We start from the raw sequence: 23,198 nt of genomic DNA, 5'->3' as shown, positions 1-23,198 counted from the left end.
ATAGGGTAATTGGGACAGAGTGTACCAAGTTTATCCGTTAACGCCTCAATAAATGTGAGACATTTTGTCCCCCATCAAGTTTTAACTAGGTAAGTTATTGATATTTCGTTTGAAAACTATCACATATTTTTGGCATTAAGATTGCTTTCTATGCATGCCGACTTATAACACGAATCTTATGGCATAGATTCAATATCTCTTAATTTGAATAGCCCAAATTATAGAAAACGGATTTATAACAATATGAAAAAACTCACTTTTACATTAGCAACTGCGTCTTTGGCTCTAGTTAGCTATTCGGCATCCTCGGCTGATAACTCTCACGTGCGTTTAGCAACAACGACAAGTACCTACCACTCTGGCCTACTTGACTACCTACTTCCTGAATTTGAAAAAGACACGGGTTACAAAGTGGATGTGATCGCAGCCGGTACGGGTAAATCGCTCAAAATGGGTGAAAACGGTGATGTTGATTTGGTTATGACTCATGCCCCGAAAGCCGAAGCAAACTTTGTTGAAAAGGGTTATGGCGTTCTACCTCGTAAGCTGATGTACAACGACTTTGTTATTGTCGGCCCTCACGCCGATCCAGCCAAAGTGGCAAAGCAGAAAGATGTCGCTGAAGTATTTAAAAACATCGCCAATATGAATGCGACGTTTGTCTCTCGCGGTGATGATTCAGGTACTCATAAAAAAGAGAAAGGTATCTGGGAACAAACCAAAATGGAGCCAAATTTCGGTGGCTACCGTAGTGTCGGACAAGGCATGGGGCCAACGCTCAACATGGCGAACGAAATGCAAGGCTATACCATGACTGACCGTGGCACTTGGCTCGCATACAACAACAAGCTTGATCTTGAGATTTTGTTCCAAGGTGACAAAAAGCTATTTAACCCATATCAGGTCATCTTGGTTAACCCAGAACGCTACCCAAGCATTAATTACCAAGGTGCAAAAGAGTTTAGTGATTGGCTAGTGAACCCACGTGGACAAAAACTGATCAACGACTTTAAACTTAATGGCAAACAACTGTTTGTTGCTAACGCAAACGAGAAATAGAACTCGATGAGCCTTTGGCAAACAACGCTAGATGCGCTCACATTATTGGTGAGCTTCGATAAAGAGCTGTGGGAGATCGTTGCGGTCTCCTTCAGTGTCTCTTTGTCTGCGATTTCAATTGTTCTTTTCCCCGCAATCATTTTCTCATTTGTATTGGCTTATACAGATTTTAAAGGAAAATGGTTGTTCCTATCATTGATTAATACGCTACAAGCAATTCCGACGGTTGTGATTGGTTTATTGCTATACATGCTACTGTCACGCGCTGGTCCTTTAGGCGACTGGCAGATGCTGTTTACTCAAAAAGCGATGATTGTCGGTCAAATGCTGATTGGTTTTCCGGTGTTAGTGTCAATGATGCACGGCGCATTGCAGTCGAGCGATCGAAGAGCAGTTGAAACCTCAATTACATTGGGCGCTTCTATACCGCGAATTATTGCCACCATGGTGTGGGAAACCCGTTTTCCACTCTTGGCGGCAACAATAGCGGCGTTTTCTCGAATTGTGACCGAAGTGGGGTGTTCAACCATGGTTGGCGGCAACATTATGGGGATCACTCGTAACATCCCTACAGCGATTGCGATGGAGAGCCATAAAGGGGCGTTTGCTCAAGGGGTTGCTTTGGGCATCGTCTTGCTTACATTGGCACTGGTACTAAACTTCATGCTGACTAGTATGCGTGGCAAAGGTTACTTAAGGACTTAAGGGCGCTGTATGACAATTAAGATCACGGCACAGCAACTTTCGATGCGCTTTAAAGAGCGTGTACTGTTCCACATCCCTACTCTCTCTATTGGTCCAAACGACGCTATCTACCTTAGAGGTGACAATGGCGTCGGCAAAACCACACTACTCAAGATCTTGTCTGGGTTAATGAAACCATCAACAGGAAAAGTAAGTGCACCAAGCGATACATGGTTACACAGACTGTTTCCCCGCTCTGGTCGTAAAGGCGTGATCTACCTTCATCAGTCTCCGTACCTTTTCGACGGAACGGTTTATGAAAATGTCGTCTACGGTATCCGCTTCGAAAAAGATGCAGCAAAAGATAAGCGAGCTCAAGTTATCACTGCACTTCGCATGGTAGGCTTAGAAACTTTAGCAGACGAGCATATTTCAGTCTTGTCTGGCGGAGAGAAGCAACGTGTGGCGATGGCACGGGCATGGATACTTAAGCCTTCGATTCTTTTGATGGACGAGCCGAGCGCGTCACTTGACCAAGAATCGATTGAACGTTTAGTGGTCATGGCGAAAGATCTTTTAGATCGCGGTTCAAGCTTAGTCATAACCAGTCACCAACAAAATGCACTGACTGAGCTTTGTAATAAGCAATGGGTGATTAGTGACCTTGAGCTGAAAGAATACTCGAACAATGACTTTGAGTTAAGCAATGTCGTTGTTTTGAAAGATAAATCGGTAGAGTCGAAAGTCGGTAACAGAGGATAGCTATGCAAGCTTTAAACGACTGCTATCAAACCTTTCAGCTTGAAACCGAAAACAGATTTGCTAGAGTGCAAACCCAATAACACTATAACATCAGATACGACAAATATGCTTCAAGCAAAAGAAACAAGCTGGGTAATTTTAGCTGGTGGTCAAGCAAGCCGTATGGGAGGGCAAGATAAAGGTCTTGTCTTACTCAATGATAAGCCATTGATTCAACACGTGATCAAAAGACTGACACCTCAAACTGAACGCATTTTGATTAATGCCAATCGCAACCATGAGGCATACCAAAAATTTGGCGAGGTCTTTTCTGACCAATTTCAAGACTTTCCTGGCCCAATGGGAGGGATTCATGCAGGACTCATCAACGCGCCAACCGATTGGGTAGGTTTTGTACCATGCGATAGTCCGCAAATTAACCGTGACTTGGTCGAGCGCTTTTGCCAATCGGTAACCGATAGCACCGACATTTTAGTGGCTCATGACGGTGACCATCAACAGCCTGTTTTCACCTTGTACCATAAGCGTGTCTTACCCAAACTGACCGCTTTTCTTGAGCGCGGAGATCGTAAGATCATTCTTTTATACAAAGAGTGCAACACTGAATATGTCGATTTCAGCGACTCACCAAACTGCTTTGTAAACTTAAATACCCCAGAAGAACTGGCCCAATTCGGAACCATCAGCTGATGACTTTAAATCTTCCTATCCCTATTCTAGGTTTTGCCGCGTATTCAGGTACGGGGAAAACAACGCTGTTAGAAGCACTTCTGCCAAAGTTAACAGAAGCGGGTCTACGTATCGGTATGCTAAAACACGCACACCATAATTTTGACGTTGATAAAGAAGGCAAAGATAGTTACCGACTAAGAAAAGCTGGCGCCTCGCAAATGTTGATCTCCTCAAGAAACCGTTTTGCGTTAATGACAGAAACGCCTGAGCAGGAATCTGAGTTTGCCTACCTGCTATCACGCTTCGACACGGACAAGCTTGATGTTGTTTTAGTTGAAGGCTGTAAAAACATCGCCTTTCCTAAGATTGAACTTCATCGTGAAGCAGTAGGTAAACCTTGGCTATACAACAATGATGACAACATCATCGCAATTGCAGCAGACTCAATTGTTGAAGATAGCGACCTACCGCAAATGAACATCAACGACTTAGATGCAATCGCGGGTTTTGTCACTGAGTATGTACAGAGCCAAGCAGAGCCAAAGAAAAACGAAGCAGCTTGTTGCGACACCCTCTCCCCTGCTTTTCTATCCGTAGAGCAAGGACGTGACAAAATTCTTTCACTGGTTAACCCTGTTACAGAATCTGAAAAATGCCCTATCACACAATCATCCGGCCGGGTGTTATTTGAAGATGTCATCTCTCCGGTCAACGTCCCACAATACACGAACTCAGCGATGGATGGCTTTGCTATTCGTGGTGAAGATGCCGATTTAGATAGCTTTCAAGTCGTCGCTGAAGTTTTTGCTGGTCACGCTTACGATCATCCGCTAGAAAAAGGTCAAGCGGTCAAGATCATGACAGGTGCTCCTACCCCTCTAGGTGGCGATACCGTTATTATGCGCGAACAAGCTCAACATGATGGTGACATTGTCACATTTTCTGCAAGCATCAAAGTCGGTCAGAATGTACGACAGGCTGGAGAAGACTTAGCAATAGGCTCTTCCGTGTTTACCACTGGTCAGCGAATCGCTTCACCAGAGATGGGAATGATCGCATCTCTGGGCATGGCCGATTGCAGCGTTTATCGCAAACTTAAAGTCGCCATTTTCTCTACTGGTGATGAAGTCCAAGACCCTGGTAGCGAGCAAAAGCAAAACTCCATTTATGATTCGAACCGTTTCACCATCATGGCGATGCTAGAGACCTTAGGCTGCGAGATTCTCGACTTCGGTATTATCGAAGATGACGAAGCCCTGATGATAGAAGCGTTAGAAAATGCAGCATCACAAGCGGATGTCGTCATGACTTCTGGTGGAGTTTCTGTCGGTGACGCCGATTACATTAAACTTGCATTAGAGAAACTTGGTCAAATCGATTTCTGGCGAATCAACATGAGACCAGGTCGTCCACTCGCCTTTGGTCAAATACAAAACAAGCCGTTTTTCGGTTTGCCGGGTAACCCTGTCGCGGTCATGGTTTCGTTCATCAACTTTGTAGAACCTGCTTTAAGAAAAATGCAGGGAGAGCAAGGCTGGCAACCTCTTAAAGTTAACGCGATAGCCACAGAGAGCCTGCGTTCTCGCCAAGGCCGCACTGAGTTCAGCCGTGGCATCTATGAACTCGATCATCGCGGTCAATTGACGGTTCGTACAACAGGCAAGCAAGGGTCAGGAATCCTACGCTCTATGAGTGAAGCAAACTGCTTGATTGAGATTTCACCAGCGATAGATACAGTTAAAGTTGGTGAAAGCGTGACAATCATCCCGCTTCAAGGCAGAATCTAGCCCACAGAGACGAGGTCAGCCATGCTGACCTCTTTAGTTTTATCGATTTGGAATTATTTATGGCTCGCACAATCCTGTATACCTACAAAGACGAAGAGAAAACGTTAACCTTCTCATACCAGCAACATCGCAACATTCATGAAGCGGTAGCTGAAGCTGAAGGCATCGATATCTCTGAGTACTTGAAAATGGAGCAACAAATCGAAGCGATTTCTGATACTAAAGCAGTACGCAATTACCGTGACAACCACTTTAAGAAGCTTGGCTTTGGGCGTATCACCCTGCAGAAAAAAGAAAACCTTGGGGTTGGAAAAAAGAATAAGTAATACCAAGCGGGATAAACAAAAGGGCTGCAATCGCAGCCCTTTCTAATCTAATGTCAGTTACCTTACTTAATGTTAAGGAATGCTGCACCACGTACGCCGCCTGAATCACCGTGCTTCGCTTTGATGATTTTAGGGCACTTCGCTACAGAAAGAAGGTACTTAGGTACGCGCTTTGGCATTTCTTCATAGATCAGTTCGAAGTTAGAAAGACCGCCACCGAGTGCAACAACGTGAGGATCATTTGCTGTGAAGATGTTGGCAAAACAGATTGCAAGCAGCTCCATAAAGCGTTCTACATGCTCAGAAGCTTTCGCCTCTCCAGCTTCATAAGCTTTAATGATATCGAGCGCTTTCTTTTCTTCACCAAAGTAGTGAGCGTAGATCAATTCAAAGCCACGACCCGACAGGTAACTATCCAAACAACCTTTTTTACCACAGCCACAGCCTAATAGAGGTGCATTGTCACCAAGGTGGAACCAAGCATCAATTGGCAAGCGCATATGACCTAGCTCACCCGCAACGTGATTTCGGCCAGAGAATACCGCGCCATCATAAATCAAGCCGCCGCCAAAGCCGGTACCAAGAATCAAACCCATCACTGACGGCTCATCTTTCAATTCTTCGTCCCATGCTTCTGAAAGCGCAAAACAGTTCGCATCGTTTTCAATTTTAACGCTACGGCCAATCTTAGCTTCAAGATCCGCGCGCAAAGGCTTTCCTTTTGCCGCAGGCACATTGACTGTAAGAACTGTCGCGTCATCGGCATCTTCCATACCCGGAAGACCAAGGCCGATCTTGCCTTCGCAACCAAATTCTTGATCGTATTTGTTTACCAGACTAGCAATGGTCTCAACCAAAAGTGCATAGTCATCCGTTGGCGTTGGTACTCGCTCAGTCGCAACTCGCTCTAGTTTTTCGTTAAATGCACCAAATTCAATCTTAGTGCCACCAACGTCAAAGCCGTAGTACATCTCTTCTCTCCCAGAAAAATAACTCAAAAATTGGTTTAATTGACTCATTATCCATATAGCTACGCCTACAAACTGTGATTTGGAACAGATTTAGCTCGGAGGCAAAGCCAACTGCGCAGCCCGTATACAACCAAATAGCAATAATTAGAGGGGTTTCTCGTTTCTCATCTCGTCAATGAAACGATTCAAAGCAGGTTTTGCTTCATCTGGCCTGTTTCTCGTCTTACTGTTCATATAGCTTTCGCGAAATACGGCAAACCAACTCGATAAAGTTTGAGCCAGTTTTTCTTCACCAAACTGTTCAAACACTAAACTGGCGACCTCAGCGGTAGCGAGATGTTGCTCGTTGTCTGAACGGCGCATCATGTATTGCGATACTGTGTCCGGATTAATAGAAATAACAGGTAACGCATCTAAATACGGTGACTTGTTGAAGATTCGCCTAGCCTCTCGCCAACTTCCATCCAAAAAGATCAATAGGGGTGTTTTCTCCTCACAAAACTTTGATGCTTCTTGTTGGAGCAATCGGGCTGGTTCGTTAACGTATTCGTCTGGGAAGACGACAATCGGTTGATACTTGGGGTGATTGAGTAGCGCAAGCATCTCTGACGAAGGCTCAGTACGACTCCATTGATAGGCATAACCATCCTTCACCACATCAAGAATCAAACGACCTGTATTGCTCGGCTTAAACACTTCGTTTTCAGACAACAGCAACATCGCCGCAACGCCACTCTCTACATCGGGTTGATGGGCGCACAAACAGTCCTTTTCCGCAACTTGGCAGTACTTACACCGTACAACTTTACTCCCCCGCGCAACAAAAGGTTTGGTTGAACGGTCTAAACGTTGTTGATACAGGTGATGAAAGGCGTGGATTCTCATAGCGTATCGTAGATAATGAACAGGGTGAGCCAGTTTACTCACCAAACGAGCAGTTGCAAGGATTACACGATGCAAAACCCTGAAATGATTCGCTTCAGCTTCTTTCTTTCCGTATTGGTTCTATGCGGGTTATGGGAATGGCTAACGCCACGCAAAAAACTGACACAAAGTAAGCTATACCGTTGGTTGAATAACCTAGGGTTAATCGCATTTAATTCAGCCTGCTTGAGCTTACTGATGCCAATCCTAGCATTTGAATCAGCAATCTATGCGTTGGAAAACAACTGGGGTTTACTCAATCAATTCCAGTTGCCGTTGTATTTGGAAATCATCATTTCAGTCGTACTGCTTGACCTAGCAATTTACTTGCAGCACTTGGTATTTCATCGCGTCCCTATTTTGTGGCGTCTACATCGAATGCATCATGCTGACCAAGATATTGATGTCACAACAGGTACGCGGTTCCACCCTATCGAAATCATCTTGTCGATGTGGATTAAGATTGGTCTAGTTTTGTCGCTCGGCATCTCCCCTATTGCTGTTATCGTGTTTGAAATCATTCTTAATGCCAGTGCGATGTTCAATCACAGCAATGCCTATCTGCCACTAAAGCTAGATAAACTATTGAGGAGAGTAATCGTCACCCCAGACATGCACCGTGTTCATCACTCCGTGATTGAAAAAGAGACCCATTCCAACTTTGGTTTCTTCTTATCAGTATGGGATCAAGGATTCGGAACTTACCGTGAGCAACCCGCTCTTGGGCATGAGTCCGTCAAGATTGGTATTCCACTGTTTCAGTCCAAACAGGAGCAAAGACTCGACAAGATGCTAACTCAACCATTTAGGCAAGAATAGAAAAAGGAGCACTACGCTCCTTTTTGGTGTTGTTTCAGTTTAACCTATTCAAACGACGTACTTGTGGAGCATCGCTTGTTGATGACCTGCAATTTCAGCTACCTGTTCTGAGTTTTCTACCATAGACTCAAGCTGCAGCTTGGTATGCTCTCCCTGCTCTGAAACACGAGTAATAGATTCACTGACATGTGCCGTTGCGCGTTCTTGTTCTTCGGTTGCAACAGAGACTTGTTCAACGCGCGCTTTGATATGTTCAACTGCCGTTTCAATATCAGCAAACGTCGTTTTTACCAGTTCGCTCGATTCCAAAGCATTCGCCATTTCTTGTCTTGATTCTTCAACCGCCACACGAGAGCGCTCTGCTGCACCAACCAGTTGGTTCATACGATCTCGAATATTGGTTGTTTGGTTCGATGTATCACTGGCCAATTTGCGAACCTCATCCGCAACGACGGCAAAACCTCTGCCTTGCTCTCCGGCGCGTGCTGCTTCAATCGCCGCATTCAGTGCGAGTAAATTGGTGTTTTCTGCGATCCCTGATATCAAGTCAACCATTTCACGAATCTGTCTAACACGTTTATCTAGCTCAACCATCGAAGACTCATTTACATTCAATGTGTTTTCCAATGCTTGTAAACGGGCTTGGTTTTCTTCTATCGCGGTTACGCCTTGGCTTGATAGTGCCACTGCAGATTTTGATTCTTCATAAGACTCGGTTGTAATGGTCGAAATTTCACGAATCGAAGCTTCAAGTTGGTTAACGGTGGTGACCATACTTGCCAAAGAATCATTTTGTTCACTTAAGCTTTTGTTTGATTGCTCCGCAGCCCCGTGACTAATTTCTGCGGTTTGATAAAGAGTTTCACAGTTACGCGTCACGGTCGAAATCGACTCGTTGGTTGACGCCATCACTTGGCTCAGCTTTGAAGCAATCTCTTTCATCTCCAACGGACCGAGCAATTTCGCCTGACCCGTAAGATCGTGATTGGTCATCTTATTTAAGTTGCTTAGGATGTTGCTCAAACCTCGGTTGATCCAGTGCTTGAGAGAAAGCCAAGCAATCAATATGACAACCACCAACAGTACCCCACTAGCTAATAAAACCGCTGTTATTGTCTTCATGGTGTCAGTCACAACGCTTTGGCTCTCATCAATCAGTGCTTCGGCCGTCGAGGAGATTTGATTTAGCGTTTCGATGACTTGATTTGCAGTGATGACAACTTCTTCAACCTGCTTAGACTGTGTCGTCACTAATTGCAGTTTTGAAAGGATTTGGTCAACGATGCCATCTTTACCAAAGCCTGATAACACCATATCGTAGCCCGCTGTTAAGCTTGCAAAGTCGACGACATCAGGGTGCCACTCTTTAAAATCATCGTAGGCTAAATTCACCCCAGCTAAGCGATTTTTCATTTCACGATATTCATCTTGAGCTTTTGAGAGATCAGATTGCATCATAAGCTGAACAAACGAGCTTTCCATCGAGCTTACATTAGCGATAAATCGGTTAGCCGCGTCGGCTGACTCGGGATTGTCACCAACAAGGAAAGAGCTTATCCGATTCATTTCTGGACCTACTGAGCCAAGCCCGTAGCGAAAACCATCCATTTCTGCATCAATTTTTCCCTGTCTAGTCAGGATGTCTTGCTGCGTACTAATCACACTTGCGCTCAATGCGTTGAGAGATTGGATAGAATCCGAAAGCTGATCGGTCTGTTGAGCTGAAATAATCTGACTCAAATTAGATGAGACATATAGAACTTGATTGGTAAGCTGCGCAATGTTCGACTCTAGTGAGGTAATTTGTTGTCGGATACCCTCAAGCGTTTGGTTATCTAGGGTTTGGGTGACATAACTTAGCTGCTTTGCTTGCTCCAATATGCTTTGAGTTAACTGTGCATTGGTCATCGCAAGAGGTAAAGCTTGTTCAGATAAGCCAGAAAATTGTAAGTTAATTCGTTCTAAGCCCTTAATGCTCGTGACAGAAAGTAAAATCACCAGTATGGTAATCGTTATAAAAACTGCACTGATTGTGTGTATCAGTGATAATTTGAGTTTGCCTTTTTTCAGCGTGTCCATGTGGAAATAAGGTCCTAGTACTAAAGTTTACAGGGAGGCATATTATGTCTGTATTGTTACGCTTAGATTTCAGCAAAGGTTATTAATGAAGCATCGAGTATTTAGTGCGAGTCACTTCAAAACCGCTCTTTTATGCCTAGCCATTGCGGGTTGTAGTAACCAACCCAACCCTGAATTTAGTGCACAAAACAGCGCAGTGCTGACCGCACAGGAAGAGATCACAAAAAGTTCATTACTGGATGTTTATAAAGTCTGGAAAGGAGCGCCTTATCGCTTGGGAGGCTCAACGTTAAGCGGCGTTGATTGTTCCGCATTCGTTCAAACGACCTACAAAGATGCCTTAGGGCTGCAACTGCCGAGAACGACATTAGCTCAAGTTGAACTAGGTAAAGAAATTGAGTACTCAGATGCGCATGTGGGGGACTTAGTCTTTTTTAGAACAGCGCCGAAAGTGAGGCATGTTGGTGTGTATATCGGCAACAAGCAGTTTATGCATGCATCGACATCAAAAGGTGTGATTATTTCGAGATTGGATAACCCATACTGGGCATCAAAATATTGGCATTTCAGACGAGTTGCTTACTCGCCTGAAATGAACTGAATCATTAATCGTATTTAGCGACCGCTGAATCGAATAAATTTTTAACTAGGGCAATATACTCATCCAAAAAGCCAATCTGCTCATTGGTCGCTGGTTTTGCCCAAACACCTGCAAGCACTTCACTTAAGTCTTCAACGACTGAGTCTGCTTCTTTCAGCAATTGGAAGCGAACACTGGAGTGCAATTCTGGGTTTTGCTCAAAGATCGCCATAATATTGCTCGCGACCATATCAGTAACGACATCTTCCACGCTTTCTGTCCCGATATCGCCATCTTCCGATGCGAACACATCCAGATTAAAAGCCAAATGCTCAATTAAAGCCAAGTAACCATCGGTTTCAACAACCACAGCCCATCTCCGTTATAAATTATGTCGTTGACTAACATCTTTAATACTAAGTCATATCAATCGATATATACAACCAAAGTCGAATAGGTTGCTGACTTCCTGCACAAATTCAGCAATCTTTCTTGATTAAAGCTAGCATAGGATCAAGTTCGTTGGCGTTATAAATGGCTCAACAAGTATAATCTTGGAAAAAGTAATAAACGCTTAGTAGAGCGAGCTCACATTTTTACGTTGATGGCTGTCAATACGTCTAAATGATTGAATTTTTTGCACTATGAATCAGTATTCACTCAAAGCTTCTTCTACACTATTAGCAAAGCAACGAAATTCTAGGATGATTTATGTGGCAGGCCATTTCTAAGCAGCTTTCCGAAACCTTGATGTTTTCTTATGACATTGTAGAAAAAGAAAAAGTTCAAGGTGGTGATATTAGTGATTGCTATATGGTTTCAGACGGTGAGCAACGCTACTTTGTAAAACTTAACAACCGTGATTTTTTGCCTAAGTTTGATATAGAAGCGGAAAACATCCGTATATTGCGTGAAAGTAACACTGTCTTTGTCCCTGAGTTGATTCTTACAGGTAAATCCAAAGAACACTCTTTTATCATTCTTAACTACTTGCCGACTAAACCTCTCGACGACAGTAAGAACAGTTATGCCTTTGGTCAACAACTGGCCCGTCTGCATCAGTGGGGCGAGCAAAAAGAGTATGGTTTCGACCAAGACAACTATATCGGTGCGACTCTCCAGCCTAACAAGTGGAACCGCAAGTGGTCTCGATTTTTCTCAGAACAACGAATCGGTTGGCAACTCCAACTGCTGAGAGAAAAAGGCATCAATCTCGTCGATATCAACGAGTTTACCCAATTAGTCCATGATAGATTAGCTAACCACCAGCCTAAACCTTCATTGCTCCACGGCGATTTATGGCATGGCAATGCTGCAAATTCTGTATTTGGCCCTATTTGTTATGACCCTGCTTGCTATTGGGGCGATCGTGAATGTGACATTGCAATGACCGAATTATTCGAAGGCTTCCAACCGGAGTTTTATCAAGGTTATGAAAGTATCGCTCCGTTAGACTTTAGCTACAGCGAACGAAAAGACATTTACAACCTTTATCATGTGCTCAATCATTACAATCAATTTGGTGGTCACTATTTAGACCAATCAGAAAGACTGATAAAGCAAATACTTTCATACTAAATATAAATACTTCAATATTTACAATTAGTTACCTTCTCTCAATTTATTCGTTGTCAAATATTTTCACTATCAATAGTGAAGTACGGGGCAACGAATTTTTGTTTTCCTTACCTAAGTCATGTTTTGTACTTAATTCAGGTCTAATAGAAACTTCTCCGCTTAAGATTAAAGTGTCTACAGGGGCTCTCCTTTCTAGCAAGGAGGCAGTTAGGCACTGGTTTTCGATGGGTTGTAAGGAAAGAAGTTATGCGAAAATATACAGAGAAGATGGTTTCATGCCCTCACTGCGGACATTCAATTGGTATTACATTAGATGCTTCAAACGGTAGCCAAAATTTTTACGATGACTGCCCAGCATGTTGTCACGCAATTCACTTAAGTATGACGGTTGACGAGCAGATGGATAAAATCGAACTCCTCGTGGATGCAGATGACGAACAGATTTTTTAAAAAAGCGCCGTAAGGCGCTTTTTTTAAGTCAATGGAATAAGAGCATTAAGCCCTACTTGCTAATACTCGCTCTACAGTATCAACGATTGCTTGAGTTTGAGGATCAAACTCAACATTAATCTTATCCCCAATTTTTCGTTGACCAAACAGTGTTCTTTCTAACGTTTCTGGAATTAGGTGGACCGAGAAACGGTTCTCTTCAACTTCACCAATGGTTAAAGAACATCCATCTAGCCCAATGTAGCCTTTGGCTAGCACATATTTGATCATTTCAGCTGGGATACTAAACCAAATAGTTCGGTTGTTAGGCGTATCAATAACGTCAACGACCTCTCCCATCAATGAGATATGCCCAGACATAGAGTGCCCACCAATCTCATCGCCAAATTTAGCAGCACGCTCAATATTCACTGAGGCCCCGACTTTGAGCTCGCCGAGATTGGTCAGTGCTAATGTAGCCTGCATAAGATCAAAGTCGATCAAATCACCATTAATATTGGTCACTGTAAGGCAACAGCCATTGTGAGCAACTGAAGCACCGATGGTTAATCCCTCACCCATTTCCTGCGATAGCTTAACTGTGTGAGTCTGAAATTTTTCTTTTTTTTCTATGGCAATGACTTCCGCCATTCCCTGAACAATTCCTGTGAACATCAATCATTTCCGCGAGTTTTTGATGGTGCTTAGTGTGACATTTCTTTATCATCACGCACAATCATTTTCTCTTTTGTTCTCACGTTTCAATCACAAGAGATAGTCATTCGAACAACTTGTCATTGTTATCATCTAGTTTTGGAGTTTCCCTTTTGCATCGCTATAAAACAGAAGCCAATACATTAATAAAATTAGCGACCCCTGTACTTATTGCTTCAGTAGCACAAACAGGTATGGGCTTCGTCGATACGGTAATGGCCGGTGGCGTAAGTGCTACCGATATGGCCGCCGTTTCGATTGCTGCAAGCATTTGGCTACCTTCTATCTTATTTGGAGTCGGGCTGTTGATGGCGTTGGTGCCTGTTGTTGCCCAACTTAATGGTTCTGGTAGGCAACATAAAGTGCCCTTTGAGATCCAGCAAGGTATCGCAATGGCTTTACTTATTTCAGTGCCTATTGGTGCGGTCTTACTGCAAACCAAGTCCATTTTAGGATTGATGGATGTTGAGCCATTGATGGGTGAGAAAACCATTGGCTACATGCACGCCGTGATCTTCGCGGTCCCTGCCTTTTTGCTGTTTCAAGCTTTACGCAGCTTAACCGATGGTATGTCGCTAACCAAACCCGCGATGGTGATTGGGTTTATTGGTCTCTTGCTTAATATTCCTCTTAACTGGATCTTCGTATACGGTAAATTTGGTGCGCCTGCGTTAGGCGGTGTTGGCTGTGGTGTCGCAACCGCGATAGTGTATTGGGTAATGTTCGCAATGTTGCTATTTTATGTCATGACATCCGAACGTCTTGCTAAAGTAAAGGTATTTGAGCGATTCCATAAGCCAGACATTAAAGCTCTGATTCGTTTGTTTAAGCTTGGATTCCCAGTCGCAGCCGCTATGTTTTTCGAAGTAACCCTATTTGCGGTTGTCGCTCTGCTTGTTGCACCACTGGGGCCATTAGTGGTTGCGGCGCATCAGGTAGCGATTAACTTTTCATCCTTGGTGTTCATGTTACCAATGAGTGTTGGCGCTGCCACTAGCATTCGTGTCGGGCACCGCCTTGGTGAAGCAAACGTAGAAGGCGCAACAATTGCTTCAAGAGTCGGTCTGCTAGTTGCAGTCGCATTGGCTCTAATCACCGCCCTACTAACTGTACTGTTTAGGGAGCAAGTCGCTCTACTATACACAGATAACAAAGCCGTCATTGAGTTAGCTCTTCAGCTTCTTTTATTAGCAGCCGTTTACCAGGTGACGGATGCCGTGCAAGTTGTCGCGGCAGGCGCGCTGCGTGGATATAAAGACATGGCTGCGATATTCAATCGTACTTTCATTGCCTACTGGATTCTTGGCTTACCACTTGGCTATATCCTTGCGATGACAGATTGGATTATTGAACCAATGGGCGCTCACGGATTCTGGATGGGCTTTATAATTGGTCTCTCCGCAGCAGCAATTATGCTTGGTATTCGTTTACGCTGGATGCACAGGCTAAGTGATGAAGTTCAACTTGAGCTAGCGTCAAAATAAAACAAGAAAAGGCCCACATAATGGGCCTTTGATTAATCTGATATTCGCTTTGTTGGCTTCACTACTCTGGTCGCTCTCTCATGTATCTCGCAAATCTAGGCAAACCACTACTGGTGTAGCCGTTATAGCGGAAAGTGATTTTTGAACCAATCTCAGGTGGATTCATTCTTTGTACATCACTAAAGCCACTACCTATGTAGAACTGCTCTCCTGATTCAAGCTGTACAAGTAAAGCCCCCATCTGTCCTTTATACTTGCCATTGCCAACTTTATAACCAATAACGAGCGCTTCCGCATCTTGATGCTTTTTCAGTTTTAATAAATCGCTGCTACGACCTGCTTGATATCGGCTACAGATCTTTCGTAGCATCAGCCCTTCACCTTTTGAACTATCGACAGAATCCAGATAGCTAAACAGCTCTTGCTCATCCTCAATCGGCGTGTGTTCGATGTAACGAATATGATCGTGTTCAAGTGAGTTAACTAAATGCACCAGATTGAAGTAACGCTTCTTATAGTCGCCAGCAGAGTGCGGGACATCAAACAGCATAAACTTAATCTTTTTCCAACCGGCATCGTTGGGAACCTTATCTAACACTGTTTGCTGAACTAAATGAAAATTCCCACGCCCCGCCCACAACTCTCCTTCTAGTGGGTAGTCTGGCAGCGCCTCTGTAAACCAGTGCGGTGCTGATATCGGATTTCCATTTCGTGTAATCAGCTTATTACCATTCCAAATCGCACGAATCCCGTCTAGCTTTTCACTTTTCCAGTAATCTGATACATCTATGTTTGCCTCGTATGAGGCGGCAAGCGTTACTGGCAAAAAATCCGCAGCGACGTCTCTGGCTTGTGCTGTTCCCATCATTGCAGACATTACACTTACAGCGACTAGCGACAGTCTGATATTCATATCAATTATCCATAACCAACAATGGATAAATATTTACCGATATGCAGCATAACGAGCAAGAATGACAACTTACCCATTCGAGCGATCTCTAACTGTGAGTTAAATAATGGAAGACGTTATTACATTGAAAAATGACTAACTTACCACTCATCTCACTTTCATACTTTTGCTTGTCATTTTGAGATTATGAATTTCTCATTTTGAGAAAACAGCACAACCAAGCAATAAGTAGTTGATATTTAATGACTTAAAGTTTGGCACATTATCTGCTCTATACATATCAACACACTGAGGAGATAAGATTATGGAACTTCGTAAAATTGAAACTAACGACACAATCGTAACTTGGGTAATTAACGGCAATCTAGATGCAGACGGTAGCCGACATGCCCAGCCACACATAGATGAGATTCTTGCGGAGAACTCTTCTCGTGAAATTGAAATCGACTTCAGCCAAGTACAGTTTCTCGATTCTTCTGGCGTAGGTGCTATCGTTTATCTATACAAACGTCTTGTAGAACGTCAGCGCAACATGCGCATCGAGAACGTCTCTGGTCAACCGCTAGAGATTATGAACTTGCTCCGAATTAACCAAGCTATACCGGTTAATTCCCAAACTCATTAATAAAAATAATAAACACTAACAAAGGACGTTGGCATGAACTTTTCTATCAAACACATAGCCCTAGCTGTATCTGTAGCATCCGTTGTCGGATGTTCTAGCTACCCAGAAGAAGGGCGTGGCGGAATTGGTGAAGATTACATTCAATCCAATTTCACTCCGGTTATGCCGGATGAGCCACTTGGCCCAGAGCATGGCTTACGCTTCGACTGGCAACTCACCAAACTTCATCTAGATTCGCTCATTCGAGAAGGCGCTCGTTGGTGTTTTCCAGCTGCTGTTGTACAAGCACTTGAAAAACAAAACCGAATTGCCCGAGAGCTGGAAGGCGGCCTTCTGTTAGATGCAGCCAATGATATTGTCATCCAGCGCAAACGACTTAACGAGCTTGAGCTGCAACTCGACTACGTTACCTCGCAAGCCAAATGTGTACCGCCAATGGATGAAAACGCATTCCAACAACGTTTGGCGATGATAGACAAACTGTACAACCTGCTTAATGTCGACAACCAATTCGCATTCAATTCAACGGAAGTGAATCCTAAGTACATGGGACACTTGGCACGCGCAGCGAACATTTTGAATGAAAATAATAGCCTCAATCTTAAAGTCACTGGTCATGCAGATTCTGTTGGTGATGTTCAGTACAACCAAAAACTGGCCATGGGTCGAGCTAAACAAGTGAAACGTTATCTGATTATCTTCGGATTAAACCCATCAAGAGTAGAGACTCAATCCGTTGGTGACACGCTTCCTCTTTATGATGGCGAGTCAGAAGGTGTACGCCTAACCAACCGCCGAGTAAGTATTGAAGTGGTTGATACACAAGAACAAGCTGAGCAGCGTTTGCAAGGAGGCTACAATGAAATGGACTAACTATATTGCCCTATTCCTACTAACCTCACTTTGCTCTTTTGCCCAAGCAAATGAAGAACGTGTGCAGATTGGAGACCTTATCCAAGTTAATCTTCCTGGGGAGTCATCGTTAAACAAAGGCTTCCAAGTTGATAAACGAGGCCGAATTACGCTGCCTGAAGTTGGCGCTCTGTACGTCGCAGGTTATAGCGAACCTCAGCTAGAGCAAGCGGTAAAGGATGCGCTGGAAAAAGTGTATCGTGATCTATCCTCTGCTTCTGTTTACATCGCTGAGCAACAAATCCTTATCTCCGTACAAGGCTATGTTAACTCGCCGGGCGAATACACTTTATCTAAAACCTCTGATATCCAAATGGCGATTCACGCTGCAGGTGGTCTTCGTGCCGGTGCCCAGTTAAACAACCTTTTCATTAAACGCGGCAAAGATAAGATCAAATTTAACTATAAAACCTTTCTAGACACGGGTGATGAGACCCTACTGCCTGAACTTGAGTCACTTGATACCATCTTTATCCCGGCGTCACCGCTTGTGGGTAATATTGAGCAGGAGTTTGACGCTAACAAACTGGCTAATGCTGGTGACAGCGCTGATGGTCGAACAGCGATTAAAGTGTTTGGTGAGGTTAACGCGCCGGGTTCATTCAGTTTCAAAGCAAACACGGATCTGGTTGATGTCATCATGCGTGCAGGTGGTGTAACTCGCTATGCATCTGTTGAACAAATTCGAGTCATTTCAGACAACACACCTAAACTATTTAACCTTAAAACCTACCTTGATAGCGGTGATGTATCGCTATTGCCAACCCTCACACCAGGCACAACGATCTTTGTTCCTAAACAAGAGGAAGAGATCAAAGCGGGCGCCAATGTTGTTTACATCATGGGCGAAGTTGCAAGCCCTGGTGCTTATGAAGGCAAAAAGAACGCATCGTTCATGGATATTCTCGCTAATGCAGGTGGTCCTACGCGTTATGCAGAATCTCGTCAAATTCGAGTAATCAAAGCTGACGGGAAAGTGATCAAATTCGACTTAACCGCGTTCACCGAAGGTTTAACTCGTAAAAGTCCACCAGCTATCGGCCCTGGTGACGCGATTTTCGTCCCTGAAAAAACCGATATGAACGAGAAATCATGGCTGAAGATCGCACCTAGCCGCGCTGTAAGCGTTATCGGTGAAGTGGTTCGCCCAGGTCGCGTAGAATGGTCAGATGAAATGGATCTCATGGACCTTCTCTCTCATGTAGGTGGCCCAACTCTACGCGCTGACACCTCAAAAATTGAGGTCGTAACAGCGGGTAACAAGTTACATATCTTTAATCTGGACGAGTTCATTTTAGACGGTGCACCTAACAGCGAACTGCCAAACATATCTGCTGGTGCTATCGTTCGCGTACACGATCTTCCACAAGATCCATCGGATAATAAGTCTCAGTGGGTACGTCAGAGCTCAGATGCCTCTATCTATGTATTCGGTCAAGTGAATGCTCCGGGTCGATACCGCTTTACCAAAGATATGCACTTCCTCGATATATTGTCGGCGGCCGATGGCCCAACCAAAGACGCTGATATTCATAACATCCGTATTACCCATCGCGATAAAACCTATTCAAACGTGAGCAAACTTAACCTGTCACTTTACTTTGAAACAGGAGATGAAAGCCTGCTGCCAAATGTGACTATGGGTGACACTATTTACATCCCTGAAAAGGACAAAATCTGGCTAGACCGCTCGAAGGAATCAACGGTGCGTGTGCTAGGTGCAGTCAATAACCCAGGCCGATATGTCTTTGACGATAACATGACAGTGCTGGATCTACTCGCGGAAGCTGGCGGTCCGTCAGAGCGTGCCTATCTAGAGAAGATCTCGATTGTGAACATGTCTTGTTGTCAGGGACAAGCGAGAACATTTGACCTGATTGATTTCAGTAAAACGGCAAACATTTACAAGCTTCCCGTGTTGCGTGCTGGCGATACCATCTACGTGCCTGATCGCAACGAAAGCTTCCTTGAAAAAGCGCGTGTTGGTTTAGAAGACATTTTGCGCCTAACGACAACCATCGTTCTAATAGGAGCACTGTAATGATTATTCCTGCGACACATACAGAAATTGAGCAAATCTATCTAGCAGCGGAGATGAACGAATGCCGATCCCTTTGCATCACGGCATGCCAATCAGGTGACGGCGTCACATCCGTAGTCACTGCACTGGCAGAAAGATACTTGCTTGCCGGTCACAGAACCTTAGTTGTCGATCTTAATACCTTTCATCCCGCATTCGAATGTATAGACATTGCACCAAGTAACGATGACAACCTAGGTCTGCTTGTTGAACATGCCTCAACACATCAAATGTTTACCGGGTTAACGGTACCTAACAACCAATCTGCCCTACTGGCTTACAAAGACCCTGCGCAGTTGCAAAATGCCGTTACTCAATGGCTAACGCAATATGACCGCGTAATTTGCGATACCTCTCCATTGCTGCATATCAACAGAGGTAATATTCCGGCACAAGTTGTCGCGAGTGCCTGTGACCAGACAGCTCTCGTAATCATGGGTGGGAAAACTTCTTCAGGCCAGCTAGAGAAAGCAATGCAACTAATAAACAACCCATCGATATCCCTACTTGGCTCAGTGCTAAACCTAAAACAGCAAGCAACGCTCTCACAAGAAATGGTTCGCGAATTGAATCGACTTAAATTTATACCTAAGTCTTGGCGTGACAAGTGGGCAAGTAAAATCTTAACTAACGAGTTTCTGGCCCAGTCAGCATAGGAGTTTCTATGAGAACAACGATACTTGCTCTATCTACCCTCTTGCTATCAACGGCTGCCTTAGCTGATACACTCACATTTGGTGTTGTCCCTCAGCAGTCAGCTAGTAGGCTTGCCAAGCAATGGGGACCATTAGTAGAAACTCTCAAAGAGCAAACTGGTTACGAAATCACTTTCAGTACAGCGCCAAATATTCCAGAGTTTGAGAAGCGTTTGTCTGAAGGTGAATATGATTTGGCTTACATGAATCCTTATCACTACACCGTTTTTAGCCAAGTCAGTGGGTATAGAGCGATAGCAAAAGCCAAAGACAAGCGGATAAAAGGAATCATTGTCGCGAGAAAATCGAATGACTATCAATCGCTTGAAGATTTACAAGGTCAAACTCTTGCTTTTCCCTCCCCTGCAGCTTTTGCGGCTACTGTCCTAACTCAAAGTGACTTAAAAAATGCCGATGTTGAATTCGAATCGGACTATGTCTCTTCACACGACTCAGTCTACCTATCGGTTGCGAAAGGTTTCTATCCTGCAGGTGGCGGCGTGATGCGGACATTCAACACATTGCCAGACGTCGTTAAGTCGCAGTTGGAACCAATCTGGATCACTAAGCCTTATACCCCACATGCGATCGCTTACCACCCAAGGCTGACAAATGACCAAGCTAATGCCATTCAGGCTGCGTTAGTTTCACTGCAAAATACGTCCCAAGGTGGACAGCAGCTCAAATCTCTCAACATAAAGGGATTTGAGGCAGCTAGCGATTCAGATTGGGATGACGTAAGAGCACTTAATATTCAGATACTTGAGTAACTGGAGGCAGTTATGACATTGCGTTCGAAGACGATATTGGGTATTGCCGTTATTGAGATCACTGTGCTCGTTATTCTGGTGTTGAGTGCGATGAGCTTTCTCTCTGATTCAAATGAGAAACAGCTCCTACAACGTGCCAACTCAAGCGCCGTTATGTTTACCCATGCGGCTAAAGATGCCGTGTTATCAACGGATATCGCTACACTCGAAGACCTTGTTCAAGAGTTTATGACTTTAGAAGATGTGGCTTATGTTCGGGTGCTACGTAACGGTCAAGAGATGGCGTGCGCGGGTGATAAGCAACTTCTTCAGCGCTCAATGCTTAGCGACAGCTCTTTGAACGATGTCGACGACGGGATTTTCGATCTTCGTACTCCAATTGAAAGCAATGGTACAGTTTTCGGCTACGTGGATATTGGTTTTGAAACTAACGCGATTAAAACCATGCTCGATGAGGCGCAAAAAGCCATCATTAGTATTGCAACCATTGAAGTGGTGTTGGTCGCTATCTTTTCATTTATTCTTGGTACCTATCTTACGCGCAACCTTTCTCGTTTAACCGCAGCCGCAAACACAGTCGGTCAGCATGGCCCCGGATTCCAACTTAATGAGCATTCAAAAGATGAACTTGGTGAAGTGACCAAAGCCTTCGATGAAATGTCAGCCAAACTGGAAAGAGACTATCAAGTCCTTACCGAAGCAAGAGAAGGCGCAGAACAAGCCAATGATTCTAAAAGTCGCTTCTTAGCCTCAATGTCCCACGAGATACGTACACCGATGAACGGTGTACTTGGGATTTTAAATATACTGGAAGAGACAAAACTCACCGATGAGCAGAAAAAACTAGTCAACACCGCAACCGAATCAGGTCATTTCTTGTTATCCGTCATCAATGACATTCTTGATTTTACACGGATGGAGTCCAATACACTGATTTTGGAAGACAAACCATTCGATTTCCGCCACTGTGTTGAAAGTGTCGTCGATTCTTTCTCTCCCACCGCATCAAACCAAAACTTAATACTCCATTGTTATATTGAGGGGGCGGTTCCGAGTAAGGTGAGTGGTGACAAAAATCGAGTGAAGCAAATCCTGCTTAATTTAATTGGCAACGCAATCAAGTTTACCCATGAAGGCAGCGTCACAATTAAAGTCCGCTCTGAGGCTGTTACACAAAACAAAGCGAAAATCGTCTGTCAGATTCAAGACACTGGCATAGGGATCAGCAAAAGTGCTATCGAGTATCTGTTTGATGAATTTACTATGGTTGATCAAACATACTCTCGCAGTAAAGAAGGCTCTGGTCTTGGCCTAGCGATTTGCCGACGTTTGTGTAATCTGATGGATGGCGAAGTCAGCGTAGAAAGTGAGCCGGGTATCGGAAGCACGTTTACTTTTGATATTACGCTAGCGATCGCCGATGACTTAATTACTTCGCCGACTACAACGCCAAAACGTCAAGAGTTACTCCGCCCAGATGCCCGTATTCTTGTCGCTGAAGACAACAAAGCAAACCAACTCGTCATCCGCGAAATGTTTAAACGCGTTGGTCTCTCAATCGATATTGCTGAAAATGGTAAACACGCCGTATCAATGGTGCAAGAGTATCAATATGACCTGATATTTATGGACATTTCTATGCCAGAAATGGACGGTATGGAAGCTTGCCAAGCCATTCGCCATCTTGAAGACGAGCATACCGCTAACTTACCTATTATTGCACTGACGGCTCACTCCCTCGCCGGTGATAAAGAGAAGTTTCTTGCATCAGGTATGGACGATTACTTGTCAAAACCTCTTAGGTTGTCACAACTAATTGAAAAAATTAATCTATTCTTAAATAACGATCGTGTTGAAGATGAAGCTCAAAGAATAGAACCATCACGATTGAATGAGCAACATAATACATATAAAAAGACACAACAGAACTTAAGTAATCAACGTAAGGAAACGGCGGGTTTGGAACTGGTAGACGAACAAATTTTACAGCAAATGATCGAAGATACGAGCGCGGAAGTTATCCCTTTGCTAATCGACCACTACGTTGAAGAATCTGAGCAGCGCCTGGCGAAGATTTATCAAGCCATGGATGACAAAGACAAAGCGACGTTAGAGTTTGAAGCCCACACATTGGGCAGTTCTTCACTCGCTCTGGGTAATCGCACATTGTCTAATCTCGCGAGAAAAATCGAACACATGTGTTTGGATGGACAGCAGGAACAAGCATTCTCCTTTAAGCAAGAGCTGGAACATCTCGCCCAACAATCATTGCAAGCACTCGAAGAGCGCAAACAACAAGGGTTCAGCGAACCGACACAACTATAAAGGCTTAAGA

Annotated in this window: 22 protein-coding genes and 1 pseudogene; 17 read left to right on the top strand and 6 right to left on the bottom strand. The window is 44.1% G+C overall.

What is annotated here, in order from left to right:
* Positions 1 to 243: 243 nt before the first annotated feature.
* The 6 genes and pseudogenes from AC5O63_RS11030 to AC5O63_RS11005 all read left to right on the top strand — a co-directional run bounded on the left by AC5O63_RS11030 (position 244) and on the right by AC5O63_RS11005 (position 5,290).
* The gene (locus AC5O63_RS11030) at positions 244 to 1,059 is read left to right on the top strand and encodes an ABC transporter substrate-binding protein (RefSeq protein ID WP_171324402.1); all 816 of its coding nucleotides are present in this window, start codon (positions 244 to 246) and stop codon (positions 1,057 to 1,059) included.
* 6 nt (positions 1,060 to 1,065) lie between these two features.
* Positions 1,066 to 1,764 (top strand): ABC transporter permease, encoded by a 699-nt coding sequence (locus AC5O63_RS11025; RefSeq protein WP_494504992.1) that lies wholly within the window; start codon positions 1,066 to 1,068, stop codon positions 1,762 to 1,764.
* 9 nt (positions 1,765 to 1,773) lie between these two features.
* A pseudogene (locus AC5O63_RS11020) lies at positions 1,774 to 2,421 on the top strand (energy-coupling factor ABC transporter ATP-binding protein); the annotation flags it as partial.
* Between the two features lie 189 nt (positions 2,422 to 2,610).
* Entirely contained in the window at positions 2,611 to 3,195 is a 585-nt protein-coding gene (gene mobA / locus AC5O63_RS11015) for a molybdenum cofactor guanylyltransferase MobA (protein WP_195877152.1), read from the top strand.
* Positions 3,195 to 4,964 (top strand): bifunctional molybdopterin-guanine dinucleotide biosynthesis adaptor protein MobB/molybdopterin molybdotransferase MoeA, encoded by a 1,770-nt coding sequence (locus tag AC5O63_RS11010; RefSeq protein ID WP_494504991.1) that lies wholly within the window; start codon positions 3,195 to 3,197, stop codon positions 4,962 to 4,964. The genes mobA and AC5O63_RS11010 overlap by 1 nt, the downstream gene beginning before the upstream one ends.
* 59 nt (positions 4,965 to 5,023) lie before the next feature.
* The gene (locus AC5O63_RS11005; RefSeq protein ID WP_494504990.1) at positions 5,024 to 5,290 is read left to right on the top strand and encodes a DUF2960 domain-containing protein; all 267 of its coding nucleotides are present in this window, start codon (positions 5,024 to 5,026) and stop codon (positions 5,288 to 5,290) included.
* Between the two features lie 62 nt (positions 5,291 to 5,352).
* Here the strand turns inward: AC5O63_RS11005 and nagK are convergent, their stop codons facing one another.
* The gene (nagK, locus tag AC5O63_RS11000) at positions 5,353 to 6,261 is read right to left on the bottom strand and encodes an N-acetylglucosamine kinase (protein WP_494504989.1); all 909 of its coding nucleotides are present in this window, start codon (positions 6,259 to 6,261) and stop codon (positions 5,353 to 5,355) included.
* Positions 6,262 to 6,405: 144 nt separating this feature from the next.
* Complete coding sequence (locus tag AC5O63_RS10995; protein WP_494504988.1) at positions 6,406 to 7,146, bottom strand: tRNA-uridine aminocarboxypropyltransferase; 741 nt, start codon at positions 7,144 to 7,146, stop codon at positions 6,406 to 6,408.
* A 69-nt stretch (positions 7,147 to 7,215) separates the two neighbouring features.
* Between AC5O63_RS10995 and AC5O63_RS10990 the strand changes: the two genes are divergently transcribed.
* A complete protein-coding gene (locus AC5O63_RS10990) occupies positions 7,216 to 8,004 on the top strand; it encodes a sterol desaturase family protein (RefSeq protein ID WP_494504987.1) in 789 nt (262 codons plus the stop codon).
* A gap of 48 nt (positions 8,005 to 8,052) precedes the next feature.
* On the opposite strand, the gene AC5O63_RS10985 is transcribed toward AC5O63_RS10990, so the two are convergent.
* A complete protein-coding gene (locus AC5O63_RS10985) occupies positions 8,053 to 10,083 on the bottom strand; it encodes a methyl-accepting chemotaxis protein (RefSeq protein ID WP_494504986.1) in 2,031 nt (676 codons plus the stop codon).
* Positions 10,084 to 10,168: 85 nt separating this feature from the next.
* On the opposite strand from AC5O63_RS10985, the gene AC5O63_RS10980 reads away from it, so the two are divergent.
* The gene (locus AC5O63_RS10980; protein WP_486794026.1) at positions 10,169 to 10,684 is read left to right on the top strand and encodes an NlpC/P60 family protein; all 516 of its coding nucleotides are present in this window, start codon (positions 10,169 to 10,171) and stop codon (positions 10,682 to 10,684) included.
* 4 nt (positions 10,685 to 10,688) lie between these two features.
* Here AC5O63_RS10980 and AC5O63_RS10975 read toward each other — a convergent pair whose 3' ends face one another.
* Positions 10,689 to 11,033, bottom strand: coding sequence for a DUF3802 family protein (locus tag AC5O63_RS10975; RefSeq protein WP_171324423.1), 345 nt, complete (start codon positions 11,031 to 11,033; stop codon positions 10,689 to 10,691).
* A gap of 341 nt (positions 11,034 to 11,374) precedes the next feature.
* Here AC5O63_RS10975 and AC5O63_RS10970 point away from each other — a divergent pair, with 341 nt between their 5' ends.
* Both AC5O63_RS10970 and AC5O63_RS10965 read left to right on the top strand, forming a co-directional pair.
* A complete protein-coding gene (locus tag AC5O63_RS10970) occupies positions 11,375 to 12,241 on the top strand; it encodes a fructosamine kinase family protein (protein WP_494504985.1) in 867 nt (288 codons plus the stop codon).
* Positions 12,242 to 12,487: 246 nt separating this feature from the next.
* The gene (locus AC5O63_RS10965) at positions 12,488 to 12,691 is read left to right on the top strand and encodes a CPXCG motif-containing cysteine-rich protein (protein WP_004748960.1); all 204 of its coding nucleotides are present in this window, start codon (positions 12,488 to 12,490) and stop codon (positions 12,689 to 12,691) included.
* Positions 12,692 to 12,736: 45 nt separating this feature from the next.
* Here AC5O63_RS10965 and AC5O63_RS10960 read toward each other — a convergent pair whose 3' ends face one another.
* Positions 12,737 to 13,345, bottom strand: coding sequence for a riboflavin synthase subunit alpha (locus tag AC5O63_RS10960; protein ID WP_272785030.1), 609 nt, complete (start codon positions 13,343 to 13,345; stop codon positions 12,737 to 12,739).
* A gap of 152 nt (positions 13,346 to 13,497) precedes the next feature.
* On the opposite strand from AC5O63_RS10960, the gene AC5O63_RS10955 reads away from it, so the two are divergent.
* Entirely contained in the window at positions 13,498 to 14,868 is a 1,371-nt protein-coding gene (locus tag AC5O63_RS10955; protein ID WP_494504984.1) for an MATE family efflux transporter, read from the top strand.
* A 61-nt stretch (positions 14,869 to 14,929) separates the two neighbouring features.
* On the opposite strand, the gene AC5O63_RS10950 is transcribed toward AC5O63_RS10955, so the two are convergent.
* Positions 14,930 to 15,781, bottom strand: coding sequence for a DNA ligase (locus AC5O63_RS10950; protein WP_494504983.1), 852 nt, complete (start codon positions 15,779 to 15,781; stop codon positions 14,930 to 14,932).
* A gap of 304 nt (positions 15,782 to 16,085) precedes the next feature.
* Here AC5O63_RS10950 and AC5O63_RS10945 point away from each other — a divergent pair, with 304 nt between their 5' ends.
* The 6 genes from AC5O63_RS10945 to AC5O63_RS10920 are packed head-to-tail and all read left to right on the top strand — an operon-like array spanning position 16,086 to position 23,188.
* Positions 16,086 to 16,406, top strand: a complete 321-nt coding sequence (locus AC5O63_RS10945; RefSeq protein ID WP_004748956.1) for an STAS domain-containing protein — start codon at positions 16,086 to 16,088, stop codon at positions 16,404 to 16,406.
* Between the two features lie 33 nt (positions 16,407 to 16,439).
* Complete coding sequence (locus AC5O63_RS10940) at positions 16,440 to 17,279, top strand: OmpA family protein (RefSeq protein ID WP_494504982.1); 840 nt, start codon at positions 16,440 to 16,442, stop codon at positions 17,277 to 17,279.
* Positions 17,266 to 19,359, top strand: coding sequence for an SLBB domain-containing protein (locus AC5O63_RS10935; protein WP_494504981.1), 2,094 nt, complete (start codon positions 17,266 to 17,268; stop codon positions 19,357 to 19,359). The genes AC5O63_RS10940 and AC5O63_RS10935 overlap by 14 nt, the downstream gene beginning before the upstream one ends.
* Positions 19,359 to 20,054 (top strand): P-loop NTPase family protein, encoded by a 696-nt coding sequence (locus tag AC5O63_RS10930; protein ID WP_494504980.1) that lies wholly within the window; start codon positions 19,359 to 19,361, stop codon positions 20,052 to 20,054. The genes AC5O63_RS10935 and AC5O63_RS10930 overlap by 1 nt, the downstream gene beginning before the upstream one ends.
* A gap of 8 nt (positions 20,055 to 20,062) precedes the next feature.
* Positions 20,063 to 20,863 (top strand): phosphate/phosphite/phosphonate ABC transporter substrate-binding protein, encoded by an 801-nt coding sequence (locus AC5O63_RS10925; RefSeq protein WP_494504979.1) that lies wholly within the window; start codon positions 20,063 to 20,065, stop codon positions 20,861 to 20,863.
* A gap of 12 nt (positions 20,864 to 20,875) precedes the next feature.
* Positions 20,876 to 23,188, top strand: a complete 2,313-nt coding sequence (locus AC5O63_RS10920; protein WP_494504978.1) for an ATP-binding protein — start codon at positions 20,876 to 20,878, stop codon at positions 23,186 to 23,188.
* Positions 23,189 to 23,198 lie beyond the last annotated feature (10 nt).

This window comes from Vibrio sp. SCP2 (assembly GCF_059295395.1).
The sequence above is the reverse complement of the archived record's forward strand: the minus strand, read 5'-3'. Positions and strand labels throughout refer to the sequence as shown.